We start from the raw sequence: 13040 nt of genomic DNA on the forward strand, positions 1-13040 counted from the left end.
TGGAAACGTTCTTGTTCCTGATGCGCACGCCCCCGGCGGGTCCCTCACATTTCTCCTTGGCCAGGTTCAAAAAGCAGAGTCGTTTCAGGCTTCTGCGCGGCGGAGCCGACAAAGTGATTCATCCAATCCTGTGATGTGACGGATGAAACATTGTCATGATGACGCATTTTGCCGGTTTTCCGGGTTCTTTGCGCTTGAAACCGGGGCGGTCTTTCGACATACACCTAACCGCTATGGAGCCCGGCAGAGCCCGCTCCATTGGCCGCATGCTGTTTCAACCTGATCAGGACAAACATATCATGGCCTTTCTTGCCGACGCCCTTTCCCGTGTAAAGCCATCCGCCACCATCGCCGTTTCCCAGAAAGCCCGGGAACTGAAAGCCAAGGGCCGCGATGTGATCGGGCTCGGCGCCGGCGAGCCGGATTTCGATACGCCTGATAATATCAAGAAGGCCGCCATCGACGCGATCAACCGCGGCGAGACGAAGTACACGCCGGTTTCGGGCATCCCGGAACTGCGCGAGGCGATCGCCAAAAAGTTCAAGCGCGAGAACAACCTCGAGTACACCGCTGCCCAGACAATCGTCGGCACCGGTGGAAAGCAGATTCTTTTCAACGCCTTCATGGCGACGATGAACGCAGGCGATGAAGTCGTTATCCCGGCACCTTACTGGGTTTCCTATCCGGAAATGGTGTCGATCTGCGGCGGCACGCCGGTGTTCGTCGAGGCGACCCAGGCCAACAATTTCAAGCTGACGGCTGAAGACCTCGACAAGGCGATCACGCCGAAGACCAAGTGGTTCATCTTCAACTCGCCGTCCAACCCGTCGGGCGCTGCCTACACCCATGCCGAACTGAAAGCCCTGACCGACGTGCTCCTGAAGCACCCGCATGTCTGGGTGCTGACCGACGACATGTATGAACACCTGACCTATGGCGACTTCAAGTTCGCTACCCCGGTCGAAGTCGAGCCGAAGCTCTATGACCGCACGCTGACCATGAACGGCGTTTCCAAGGCCTATGCCATGACCGGCTGGCGTATCGGCTATGCGGCCGGCCCGCTGGCACTGATCAAGGCGATGGACATGATCCAGGGCCAGCAGACCTCGGGCGCCTGCTCGATTGCCCAGTGGGCCGCCGTCGAGGCGCTCAACGGCACGCAGGCGTTCATCCCGGAAAACAAGAAGATCTTCGAAGGCCGCCGCGATCTGGTCGTTTCGATGCTGAACCAGGCCAAGGGTATCGAATGCCCGTCCCCGGAGGGTGCGTTCTACGTCTATCCGTCTTGCAAGGGCCTGATCGGCAAGACCGCGCCCTCGGGCAAGGTCATCGAGACCGACGAGGACTTCGTCTCCGAGCTTCTGGAATCCGAGGGCGTCGCCGTCGTCCACGGCTCGGCCTTCGGCCTCGGCCCTAACTTCCGCATCTCCTATGCAACCTCGGAAGAACAGCTCGAGGAAGCCTGCAAGCGCATCCAGCGTTTCTGCGGCGCCTGCAAGTAAGGCATTTTGCCAATCGACAGAAGCCCGCCGGAAACGGCGGGTTTTTTGTTGGGGCTGTGTGCATTTTGCTTATTCTGACGCTGCCATAAAACTCCCCTCATTACCGCCCTTGTGGCGGTAATCCAGCAGCACCGCGTCTGCGGTGCTGAAAGACTCCTTTCACGCGACCGACGTCGCGTGGCTGGATTACCGGGACAAGCCCGGTAATGAGGGGAGTTTGGAGCTTCTCGTTTGAAATACAGCAGACGCCGGGGAGACGGCGAACTCTGCATAAGCGCGTCACAATCCGCGCAGATAGTGTGAAATATCCGCCCATTCCGGATTCATTTGCTCAATCAGGTTGAGCTTCCATTTTCGCGGATATTTCTTGATGCTTTTTTCCCGTTGGATCGCATCGACCAACAGATCATGCTCCTCGAACCACACCAGCGTTTTCACGCCGTAGCGTGAGGTGAAGCCTGGCGTCAGTTCGTTCTGATGCTCGTATAGCCGGCCGGCGAGGTCACGGGTGACGCCGGTATAAATCGTTCCGTTGCGTTGCGACGCGAGAATATAGACGTAACCCTTCATGCGTGCATGATGGCTGACTGGAGCAATTTTTCAAGATACCCAACGTCCCTCGTTGCCCGCCCTTGTGGCGGGTATCCAGTGCCCTGCGTCCGCAGCGCGGGAGACGCCTCTCCCGTGATCGACATCGCGTGGCTGGATTGCCGGAAAGACCACGGCAACAAGGGCCTGACTATCCGCCCCAATCACCTTGCCCCAAGTAGCGACTTCTAGCCCACCCGCCGGAAATCGGGGCTCCGGACAGGCCAGACGGCTTCCGCGCAGACGCAAATCCCGTTACATAGCGGCGTTTCGAGGAGCCCTATCATGACCATCGCGCCGCACCACAGGGTCTATACCTGTTTCTTCCTGTTTGCCGTGTCGCTTGGCGCGTTGCTGGCGCGCATGCCCGATCTGCAGGAGGCGCTCGGTGTCAACAAATCCGAGCTGGGTCTGACGCTGATCGGCATGTCGATTGGTGCGCTGATTGCACTGACATTCTCTTCGCCGCTGATTGCGCATCTAGGCGCGCGAATGACGGCCTTCATCACCGTTCTTGGCACGGCTATGTCATTTGCGCTGGTTCCCTGGGTCGGAGAGGCGCCGCTGGTGTTCTGCGTGCTGTTTGCGGCGGGGCTTCTGGCCGGCGCGCTCGAAATCAATCTCAATGTCGAGATCGACCGTCTCGAGGCGCAGCTCGGACGCGGCATCATGAACCGGGCGCATGGTTTCTGGAGCTTCGGGTTCTTCGTTACCGCGCTGATCGCCTCCGGCGTGCGCCAGGCGGAAATATCGATGCAGGTTCATCTCGCCGTGACGCTTGTCTTTGTCCTCGTCGTCGGCACGATCGCCATTTCCGGCATCCGCAACGCGCCGGCCCGGGCGATCTTGCATGAGGCAAAGGCGCCGCTGTTCGCGGTGCCGACTCTCGGCCTCCTACCGCTCTGCATCATCGGGGTCGCCGCTTTTCTGGTCGAGGGCGCCGGTATCGACTGGTCGGCGATCTACATGCGCGATGTCTTTGCCGTCGAACCGTTCATCGGCGGTCTCGGACTGACGCTGTTCACGTTCTTCATGGCCATGGCGCGGCTGTTTATCGATCCCGTCGTCGACCGGTTTGGCGCCCGCACGGTGGCGTCAGCCCTGCTGGTTCTGTCGGCCATCGGCGTCATCGCTGTCTGGCTGGCACCACACCCCTATGTCGCGCTCTTCGGCTTTTCGCTGATGGGGGCCGGATGCAGCGCGGTCTATCCGCTGGCGGTTTCGGCGGCGGCCCAGCGCACCGACAGGGCAGCGCAGGTGAATGTCGCGGCACTCGGGCAGGTGACGTTCATTGTCTTCTTCCTCGCGCCGCCGCTGCTCGGCTTCATCGCCGAACATGCCGGCATCCGCGCGTCCTATCTCGTCTGCCTGCCGCTGATCATCTATGCCCTGTTTTCGGTCAAGGCGCTGGCACCGCGGCGCGGATTGCACGGCATGGCGCAGGTTCCGGCCAGCGGCACACATGCCGATCATCTGCCGATGTAGGCCAGCAATCCCGCCACCAGGGCATCGAAGGTGGTGCGGCAGCGCGGCGTGGTCTTCAGGTTCTCGTGCATGACGACGAAGGTTTCGAGCGGCAGCTCGAATTCCTGTTCGAACAGCCTGACGATATCGGGATCGCGCTTGGCAAGCTGCACCTGACAGACGCCGATGCCGAAGCCGGCGCGGATGGCCGCCAGCTGCGCGAGATTGCTGTCCGCGCGGAAGGATGGGCGCATCAGGTCCATCAGTGGCACACGCTTGCGGATCGCCCGTACAAACGCGCTTTCGCGGTCAAAGCCGATGGTGCGGTGATGACGCAGGTCCTCCAGCCTTTCCGGAAAACCATGCGTGTCGAGATAACGCCGGTGCGCGTGCAGCCCCAGCGGAATGCTGCCGATCCGGCGGGTGATGAGCGCGTCCTGTTGCGGCTCTACCATGCGCACGGCGATATCGGCCTCCTGGCGCAACAGGTCCTCGACGGCATCGGACAGGGAAAGCTCGATGACGAGGTCCGGGTGCCGGTCGTTGAGTGCGACAAGCATCGGCGGCAGCACTTCGATGCCGATCACCTCGCTGGCGCTGATGCGCACCGTGCCGCGCACGCCGCCGCCCTGTCCGGTCGCTGCCCTGAGCAGCGCTGCCGCGTTCGAGGCCAGCTGTTCGGCATGCGGTCGGAGGTCGGTCGCCGCTTCTGTCGGGATCAACCCCTGCGGCGAGCGGATGAACAACTGGAAACCGATGATACTCTCCAGCGCGTCGATATGCCGGCCGATGGTCGGCTGTGTCAGCCCGAGTTCGCGAGCGGCGGCCGACAGCGACCCTTCCTGCAGCACGGTCAAGAAGGTGCGGTAGAAATCCCAGCTTGGTTCGAGTTCGCTCATCTATTTTTGTATATCAGTTAAAATATTTTCGGCAATTCCGTTTATCTGCAATTGCGCTGAGGATGATCTCCATCGAACAGGGAGATCAGACATGACCGGTGAAGCAAAACAGACCGCTCTTATCCTCGGCGCCACAGGCGGCATCGGCGGGGCGGTTGCCCGTACACTGCAGGCACGCGGCTGGGCGATCCGCGCCCTTCATCGCAATGCCGTCGAGACCGGTACGAAGACCCCCGGCTACGAATGGATACAGGGCGACGCCATGAAGGCGGAGGATGTGCTTGCCGCTGCGCAGGGCGCAAGCCTGATCGTTCATGCCGTCAACCCGGCGGGATACCGCAACTGGGGCACACTGGTGCTGCCGATGGTCGACAACACGATTGCCGCCGCCAAGGCTATCGGCGCCACGGTGCTTTTGCCGGGCACGATCTACAATTTCGGCCCCGACGCTTTCCCGCTGCTGCATGAGACATCGCCGCAGAACCCAGTCACGGCAAAGGGCAAGGTCCGCGCCGAGATGGAGCGCCGCCTTGAAACCGCGTCACGGCAGGGCGTCCGCGTCATCATCCTCAGGGCAGGGGATTTCTTTGGTCCGGGGGCTGCCAACAGCTGGTTCTCGCAGGGACTTGTGACACCCGGAAAGCCGGTCGCCACCGTCACCTATCCCGGCAAGAAAGGCATCGGCCATCAATGGGCCTATCTGCCCGATGTCGCCGAAGCGATGGCGCGGCTGATCGATCGCCGCGAAACATTGGCGCCGTTTGCCGTCTATCATATGCAGGGCTTCTGGGATGATGACGGCACGCGTTTGGTTGCCGCAATCCGTCGCGCAAGCGGCAATCCGAACATGAAGGTCAAGGCCTTCCCATGGTGGATGATGCCGTTCGCAGCACCCTTCGTGCCGTTGCTGAAGGAGCTGCGGGAGATGCGCTACATCTGGCAGGAGCCTTTGCTCATGCCCAATGACCGGCTGGTCGCCGCCATCGGTGCCGAACCCTGGACGCCGATCGACGAGGCCGTCCGGACGTCGCTTGTCGCTCTCGGCTGCCTGCCGCCGGAAACGGCATGGGCCGCGGCAGGCCCTGCCGGCGCCTCGCACGTCCGGCTCGCTGGGGTGGCACGGTTCAGTTCTTGAAGACGATGCAGGCACCGCCGGTTTTACGGATCTGCGTGCACACGGCATCGGCCTCCGCCCGCGTCTGGCGGCCGATGCGGGCGGTGTAGCGCAGCCGGGTTCCAAACGCCCTGTTGCGCTCGCGCTGGATCAGCGGTTTTTCGACGTTGAGCGGCGAGGGCAGGCGGCTGATCGTGGCGATAAACAGGCGTTCAGCCACCGATTTCTGGAAATGTGCCGACAGTTGCGCGCCCCAGGGCGCCCAGGTGCCTTCCTCCTCGAACTCCACTTCCTTGAGGCGCCGCTTGTCGGCAAGCGCTGTGCAGGCATCGTAGAACGACTTGTCCTTGTCGAGCCTGAGGTCGAGCGCCTGAGGCGGATTGTCCTTCCATTCCTCGATCGGATGAGCGGTGATGGCAAGCACATAGGCGCGGGTTTCATATGGCAGATTGCCGGTTGCCAGAAAACTGCCCAGCCCGCCTTCGCCGGCGTTGTAGGCAGCGGCGGCAAATCCGAGATTGCCGAACCGGTCACGCAGCGCATCGAGATACTCGGCTGATTTCCCCAAGGCTTCCAGCGCGTCGAAACTGTTGGAGAGCCCGCGCAATTTGGCGGTCGAGGGAATGAACTGCGCAATGCCCTCTGCCCCCTTTGGGCTGACTGCATCCGGCCGGAACAGGCTTTCCTTCCAGATCAGCCGGGCAAAGAAATCGGGTGGTAAAGCGTTGGTCTCGGCGAAATGGCCAAGCGCCGTGCAGATGTCGCGGCTGTAGCTGCGCGCGCGCACGCAGAGCGTCGCGCCTGCCGACGTGGCGGAATAGACGCATGGCGGCGCGCGCCATTCCGGCTGCGCGACGGCTATCGGCGGGGTTGAGTTCGTGACGATACAGAAGGTTGCGGCAAACAGCGCTGCAAACCACGCCCGTTCGTGCCGCTGTCTTTTGTGCTTCAACCGCACAGCAACCATCCGCCAAACATCTCGATGGCCCTTGATAGCATCGATCAGGCGCTTTTTGGAGACGCTTATGTTTTTTCGGGCAGGATCAGCTGCATGAAGGTGAGATCCAGCCAGCGGCCGAACTTGGTGCCGACTTCCTTCATCTGGCCTGTGATCTTAAAGCCGAGCTTTTCATGCAGGCGGATCGAGGCTTCGTTGTTGGCCTCGATACCGGCCACCATCACATGCTTGCCGCAGGCGGCCGCGCGCTCGATCAGGGCGATCATCAGCAGCTTGCCGATGCCGCCGCCGCGCTGGTTCTTCTCGACATAGACCGAATGCTCGACCGTATGACGATAGCCGTCGAAGGCACGCCAGTCGCCGAACGAGGCATAGCCGGCAATGGTACCGTCATCGGTGACGGCCACCAGAACCGGATAGCCGAGACGCTTGCGCTCAGTGAACCAGTTGGCGCGGTTTTCCAGGTCTACCTCAGTATCGTTCCAGATCGCCGTCGTATTGAGCACGGCATCATTGTAGATGTCGCGAATGGCGGGCAGGTCGATGTCTTCGGCGTCGCGCAGGTGCATGAAGTCTCTCCAGCGGTTTGGCGAAGGTCTAATTCGCGACGGCAGTGTTGTACAGCCGGTAAATCATGCCCCAATGGAAACCGGTCAGTTGCCGTTGACCAGTCCTGCAACGGCGATTTCGGCAACGCCCGGCGCTGGCCCCGGATCGCCGCCATCCTCGATGAACCAGGCGGGGGAACGCCCGGTATGGGCGATGATGCAGCGCCGCAGCCCTTTCGGGTCGAACGCCAGCCAGCCCCGGTCTTCGCAATCGAGAATATTGCTGTGATGGATATCGCCGTGCAGCGCGCCGACCCCTTGGGGCTTGGGGAGCAGGTCAGCTGCTATGGCGGCAGCCATCCCGCCTTTCAGCAAAGAATGCCGCCCGAAGAGCGGATATTGTTACCTCCCCCTTGAGGGGGAGGCCGCAGCGTAGCTGCAGGTGGGGGTGACCTTAGACGGTACACCAGAGATCACCCCGCCCCGGCACCGCGTGCCGGCCCTCCCCCTCGAGGGGAGGGCGGATGTTTAGGCGACCTGCTGCTCAAGCAGCGGATAGTCGGTATATCCCTTGGCGCCGCCACCATAGAATGTGGCCTGGTCCGGCGTGTTGAGCGGCGCGTTGTCCTTCAGGCGCTGCACGAGGTCCGGATTGGCGATGAACGGCTTGCCAAAGGCGACGAGGTCGGTCTTGCCCTCTTCGACCGATTGGATCGCAAGCTCGCGGTCGTAGCCGTTGTTGGTCATCCATGCGGCTTTGCCGCCGGCCTTTTCATAGGCATGGTGCAAAGCTTTGTAGTCGAACGGCTTATCGCCCTGCTGGAAATCGCGCGGGCCGCCGGTCGCACCCTCGATAACGTGGACGTAGGACAGCTTGTACTTGGCCAGCCCTTCGACGACGTAGGTGAACAGCGCCTGTGCATCCGGATCGGAGCTGTCGTTGGCCGGGGTTACCGGAGAAATGCGAATGCCGGTGCGGCCTTCGCCGATTTCCTTGGTGATCGCATCGACGACCTCAAACAGGAAGCGGGCGCGGTTTTCGATCGGGCCGCCATACTGGTCGGTGCGCACATTCGAACCGGAGCGCAGGAACTGGTCGATCAGGTAGCCGTTGGCGGCATGGATTTCAACGCCGTCAAAACCCGCATCGATGGCTGCACGGGCGGCCTTGCGGTAGTCTTCGAGAATGCCCGGAATTTCTACGAGTTCGAGGGCGCGCGGCTCGGAAGTTTCGGCGAACGTGCCGGTGCCGTCTTCGTTGATCAGATAGGTTTTCGACTTGGCCTGGATTGCCGAGGCGGAAACCGGCTTGCCGCCGTTCGGCTGCAGCGAAGTGTGCGAAATGCGGCCGACATGCCACATCTGAACGACGATCTTGCCGCCGGCCTTGTGCACGGCGCCGGTTACTTGCTTCCAGCCGTCGAGGGCCTCCTTGGTATAGAGGCCGGGAACGTCGGCATAGCCCTGGCCCTGATGGGTGATCGCGGTCGCCTCGGTGATCAGCAGGCCAGCTGAGGCGCGCTGTTCGTAATAGGTGACGTTCAGCGTGTTCGGAACGGCGCCCGGCGAGCGGTTGCGCGTCAGGGGCGCCATCACGATGCGGTTGGCAAGCTGAATGTCGCCGATCTTGATCGGGTCGAAGAGGGAAGTCATGGGAAGTCCTTTTCGTTCGTTGCGGGGTGTTTATCTTGGGAGGATAAAGCGTTGGGCAAGGCTGCCGGTCAGAGCGTGGTGCCGATGTCTTTCAGGAACGCCGCGATCGTTTCTTCGTTCCGCTTGTAGAAAATCCATTGGCCGACGCGTTTGGTGGTGACGAGATCAGCACGCTGCAGGATCGACAGATGGCCGGAGACGGTGGACTGCGACAGGCCGCAGCGCTCGAACTGGCTGGCGCAAATGCCCATGTCGAGCGGATGATGCTGGTCGGAGAAGTGCGCCTCCGGCTCTTTCATCCAGCCGAGCATCTCGATGCGCTTGGGATGCGCCAGGGCTTTCAGGATTTCGTCTTTGTCCATTTGTCGAACTCTGCATCGGAAAATCCCGATATGCCGATAGATATATCGGGATATCCCGATATTCAAGTCACGTCTTCGTGAAAATGGCGGGGAGGGGAAATCTGGGCAAAAAAAGAGGGCCACTGGAGGACAGGGCCCTTTTAGATGTGAAGGTTATAGAAACCTCCAGAGGGGAACAGCTGCTGCGGTGGCACTGGGAGGAAAAAGACCACCATGTGCATCAGCTGAACTGGATATGGGAAAGCCTCGCGGAGAATTCAATGCCGCGTACCAAGAAACTATGCAACCATAGGGATGTTCTTGAAATCAGGGCAAAAAAAGAGGGCCACAAGAAAAACTTGGGCCCTTTATAGTTATGAAGGTAATTAAACCTCCAGAGGGGAACAGCTGCTGCGGTGGCACTGGGAGGAAAAAAAGCCACCAAGATGCATCAGCTGCAGTCGGTATGATGGTTTTTTGGGCTGCTAGCAATCATTTAATATGCATGTCAGCCATGTGCGAGACGCACTCCTGCGCAATTTTCAGGCGATTTCAGTTCTGCGCAACCCTTGTAAATCCAAGGGTTTTGGAAAATATGAGTTAAAACAATAGTTTGTCTAGCAAAAATATATAGAACGTTTTTTGTGCAGTTGCGAAGGCCGCATCAGAAGGCCCAGTTGCGGGCCTTGGCAACGATGAAATCGCGGAAGACCTTCAGCTTGGCAGCGTTCTTCATCTCGTCGGGATAGCAGAAATACGTATCGAACGACGGAATCTCGGCACCGATCGGAAGTTGAATGAGGCCGGGATCGCGACCGACGATGTAGTCCGGCATCATGGCAATGCCGATGCCGAGCAGGCAGGCGCGCTTGATCGAGGTCTGGCTGTTGATTTGCAGATGCGAGGGGCGGGGATTGTCGGAATCTCTGCCCGCGATCTCCAGCCAGTTGACGTCGAGCAGATAGTTGGGGGCCGGCTCGCCAAAGGTGATGATGCGGTGGCTGTCGAGATCGTCGATCGACTGCGGTTCGCCATATTTGTTGATATAGGACGGTGCGGCGTAGACGTGCATGTGCACGGTAAAGAGCTTGCGCTGGATGAGGTCGGACTGCTGCGGCTGGCGCAGCCGGATGGCGCAATCGGCATGGCGCATGTTGACGTCCAGTTCCTCGTTGTCGAGGATCAGCTGGACCTGCATGTCGGGATAAAGCGCCAGGAATTCCTGCACCTTGTCGGTCAGCCAGCCCTGGCCGAGACCGACCGTCGTGGTGATGCGCAGCTTGCCGGACGGCTTGTCGGTGTTCTCGGTCAGCTGAACCTTGACGCTTTCCAGCTTCATCAGCACTTCATGGGCGGTGCGATAAAGAATTTCGCCCTGTTCGGTGAGGATCAGGCCGCGGGCATGGCGATGAAACAGCTTGATGCCGACATCCTGCTCGAGCGAGCTCACCTGGCGGCTGATGGCCGATTGGGACAGGTGCAGCTTGTCGGCCGCATGGGTGAACGATCCCGCTTCCGCCGCCGCATGGAAAATACGCAATTTGTCCCAGTCTAGCGGCATGCCATCCCCCCAATAGACGCTCACAGCGGAAAACGGCCTCGTGTTTTCCGCCATAAGGCTGATTGTCTGTTCCCATTCAGGAGCAGCCTTTGACCACTCCCATTCTTCGCGGCTTCTATTCGGCCGCAATTGCGACAGGCATATGGCCCGCCAGGTATTTTTCGGCTTCGAGCGCTGCCATGCAGCCCATTCCGGCGGCGGTAATCGCCTGACGGAAGATATCGTCGGTGACGTCGCCGGCCGCATAGACGCCTGCCACATCAGTGGCAGTTGAATCGGGGGCTGTCCAGAGGTAGCCGTTCGGCTTCAGCCGCAACTTGTCCTTGAAAAGCTCGACCGCCGGCGCATGGCCGATCGCCACGAACACGCCGTCGATCGGCATTTCGCTGGTTGCACCCGTCTTGGTGTTGCGCAGCTTGACGCCGCTGACCGAGGCTGGCATTGGCGGCTTGGCTGGTGCGCCGGTATATTCGGTTACTTCATGATCCCAGATGATCTTGACGTTTTCCTTGGCAAACAGCCGCTCCTGCAGGATCTTTTCGGCACGGAAATGATCGCGGCGATGCACGACCGTCACGGTCTTTGCAAGGTTCGACAGGTACAGCGCTTCCTCGACGGCAGAGTTGCCGCCGCCGACCACGATCACCTCCTTGTTGCGGTAGAAGAACCCGTCGCAGGTCGCGCAGGCCGAAACGCCAAAACCCTGATAGGTCGCCTCGCTCTCGATGCCAAGCCACTTCGCCTTGGCGCCGGTGGCGATGATCAGCACATCGGCCGTCCAGTCGGTGCCGCTGTCGGTCTTGAGCTTGAACGGACGCACCGACATGTCGACATCCGTCACCAGGTCGTTGACGATCTCGGCGCCGACATGTTGCGCCTGCTTGAGCATCTGCTCCATCATCCACGGTCCCTGGACCGGATCGGCATAGCCCGGATAGTTTTCGACATCCGTGGTGATCATCAGCTGGCCGCCCTGTTCCATGCCGGCAATCAGCACCGGATTGAGCATGGCGCGTGCCGAATAGATCGCGGCGGTATAGCCAGCCGGGCCGGAGCCGATGATGAGAACTTTGGTGTGTCGGGCAGTCATGGTCCGGGTCCTTCGATCGCTACGACGGTATAACGCCGTCCAGCTTCGTCCTAGAATGAGAAAATCCTGCCTAGTTTAGGGATTCCAGCCCCCCTGTTTCAAGGGCAGCACTGCTGATACACACAGATGTGTTGCTCCATTGCCCCGGTTTGGCGAGGTTTTTGTGCATGACACGCAAACGCACTCTCGTTTTTCCATCCAAATACGTGTTACCGACGAGCCTTGTGACAATGGCCGACCGGGATCGAACTGGCAGTGAAAAAGCGGCAATCCTCATATCCGTTCGCAAACCCGGACGCTTTCGATTATAGCCGCACGCTGTTTCACCGGCTCCGGACCTGGATCGACAGCCGCCGCGTTTCCGCCCGGCGCAAGAGCAGGATGGAAACAGTGCCGCTCTCGCCTTTGTCGCCGGCCACCTTCCGGCCGTTGGCGAGTGGCGACGTGCCATTGCTTTTCCTCGCACATGACGATCTCAAGTTCATGCGCTCGCTGCTGGCCCATTATCGTGCACTCGGCGTTACCCGGTTCATCTGCGTCGATGACCAATCCGGCGACGGTACGCGCGAATTTCTGTGTGCTGAGCCCGATGTCGATGTCTGGACCTCGCCGGTGCGCTACGGCGATGCCCGCCGCGGAAAACTCTGGCGCGAGGCGCTGTTTGCCCGCTACGGCAAGAACCGCTGGTATTTGAACATCGATGCCGACGAATACCTCGTCTACGACCGGTGTTTCGAAAAACCGCTGCCGGAACTGATTGCGCAGCTTGAAAGTCTTGGGGTTCGCCGGTTCGCGGCGCCGATGATCGACATGTATCCCGGCGGCAGTGTCAGTGCTTTTGCTTTTGACGGCTCGACGGACGCAATGCCCTGGGATGTTGCCGACTGCATCGATGGCAACGGCTATGTCCTGGAGAAGACCAAGCGGTTCCTAAGCCTCGCCGGTGGCCCGCGCCGGCGCAAGTTCGCCGCGCTAGCCGAGATGATGAAATACCCGCTGATGTACTGGGACGACGATTGCAGCTTTGGCATCAGCATCCATCAGCCGCTGCCGTTTAATCGCAATTTCTCGGCCATTTCGGGCGTGCTTTTGCATTTCAAGTTCTTTGCCGACTATCACGAAAAGACGCGGGCTGCGGTGGAAGACAAACAGTATTTCGGCGGCGCCCGCGAATATCAGCGCATTCTCGACACGGTTGAGGCGAGCGGCGAACTTGATTTCGTCTACGAAGGAACGTTGAAATATTCCTCGCCGGAACAACTGGTCGAGCGCGGCTTCATGCGGTCGATCTGGCCTGCCGGCCGGCGTGTGGAGAGCTAGAG

Annotated in this window: 13 protein-coding genes; 4 read left to right on the forward strand and 9 right to left on the reverse strand. The window is 60.3% G+C overall.

The genetic code is table 11. The annotated features are described in order from the left end of the window. Positions 1–299: 299 nt before the first annotated feature. On the forward strand, positions 300–1502 hold the full coding sequence (locus AC1D17_RS02115) for a pyridoxal phosphate-dependent aminotransferase (protein ID WP_477563763.1): 1203 nt from the start codon (positions 300–302) through the stop codon (positions 1500–1502). Positions 1503–1781: 279 nt separating this feature from the next. Here the strand turns inward: AC1D17_RS02115 and AC1D17_RS02120 are convergent, their stop codons facing one another. Continuing rightward, the gene (locus AC1D17_RS02120) at positions 1782–2072 is read right to left on the reverse strand and encodes a GIY-YIG nuclease family protein (protein ID WP_477563764.1); all 291 of its coding nucleotides are present in this window, start codon (positions 2070–2072) and stop codon (positions 1782–1784) included. Between the two features lie 303 nt (positions 2073–2375). On the opposite strand from AC1D17_RS02120, the gene AC1D17_RS02125 reads away from it, so the two are divergent. After that, complete coding sequence (locus AC1D17_RS02125; RefSeq protein WP_477563765.1) at positions 2376–3575, forward strand: MFS transporter; 1200 nt, start codon at positions 2376–2378, stop codon at positions 3573–3575. Here AC1D17_RS02125 and AC1D17_RS02130 read toward each other — a convergent pair. Then, complete coding sequence (locus tag AC1D17_RS02130; protein WP_477563766.1) at positions 3560–4453, reverse strand: LysR family transcriptional regulator; 894 nt, start codon at positions 4451–4453, stop codon at positions 3560–3562. The genes AC1D17_RS02125 and AC1D17_RS02130 overlap by 16 nt on opposite strands. Positions 4454–4544: 91 nt before the next feature. Between AC1D17_RS02130 and AC1D17_RS02135 the strand changes: the two genes are divergently transcribed. Then, on the forward strand, positions 4545–5588 hold the full coding sequence (locus AC1D17_RS02135) for an NAD-dependent epimerase/dehydratase family protein (protein ID WP_477563767.1): 1044 nt from the start codon (positions 4545–4547) through the stop codon (positions 5586–5588). Here the strand turns inward: AC1D17_RS02135 and AC1D17_RS02140 are convergent. The 7 genes from AC1D17_RS02140 to trxB all read right to left on the reverse strand — a co-directional run bounded on the left by AC1D17_RS02140 (position 5578) and on the right by trxB (position 11718). Further along, entirely contained in the window at positions 5578–6534 is a 957-nt protein-coding gene (locus AC1D17_RS02140) for a lytic transglycosylase domain-containing protein (RefSeq protein ID WP_477563768.1), read from the reverse strand. The genes AC1D17_RS02135 and AC1D17_RS02140 overlap by 11 nt on opposite strands. Positions 6535–6590: 56 nt before the next feature. After that, positions 6591–7094, reverse strand: a complete 504-nt coding sequence (locus AC1D17_RS02145; protein WP_477563769.1) for an N-acetyltransferase family protein — start codon at positions 7092–7094, stop codon at positions 6591–6593. A gap of 84 nt (positions 7095–7178) precedes the next feature. Next, the gene (locus AC1D17_RS02150; protein WP_477563770.1) at positions 7179–7433 is read right to left on the reverse strand and encodes an aminoglycoside phosphotransferase family protein; all 255 of its coding nucleotides are present in this window, start codon (positions 7431–7433) and stop codon (positions 7179–7181) included. Between the two features lie 168 nt (positions 7434–7601). Beyond that, positions 7602–8726 (reverse strand): alkene reductase, encoded by a 1125-nt coding sequence (locus AC1D17_RS02155; RefSeq protein WP_477563771.1) that lies wholly within the window; start codon positions 8724–8726, stop codon positions 7602–7604. A 68-nt stretch (positions 8727–8794) separates the two neighbouring features. Next, positions 8795–9088, reverse strand: coding sequence for an ArsR/SmtB family transcription factor (locus AC1D17_RS02160; RefSeq protein WP_477563772.1), 294 nt, complete (start codon positions 9086–9088; stop codon positions 8795–8797). A 643-nt stretch (positions 9089–9731) separates the two neighbouring features. Beyond that, positions 9732–10628, reverse strand: a complete 897-nt coding sequence (locus AC1D17_RS02165; protein ID WP_264221716.1) for a LysR family transcriptional regulator VtlR — start codon at positions 10626–10628, stop codon at positions 9732–9734. Positions 10629–10743: 115 nt separating this feature from the next. Then, entirely contained in the window at positions 10744–11718 is a 975-nt protein-coding gene (gene trxB / locus AC1D17_RS02170; protein ID WP_477563773.1) for a thioredoxin-disulfide reductase, read from the reverse strand. Positions 11719–11973: 255 nt separating this feature from the next. Between trxB and AC1D17_RS02175 the strand changes: the two genes are divergently transcribed. Further along, on the forward strand, positions 11974–13038 hold the full coding sequence (locus AC1D17_RS02175; RefSeq protein WP_477563774.1) for a glycosyltransferase family 2 protein: 1065 nt from the start codon (positions 11974–11976) through the stop codon (positions 13036–13038). The last annotated feature ends 2 nt before the right edge of the window (positions 13039–13040 follow it).

It is taken from the genome of Pararhizobium sp. P1_E7, from assembly GCF_056405855.1.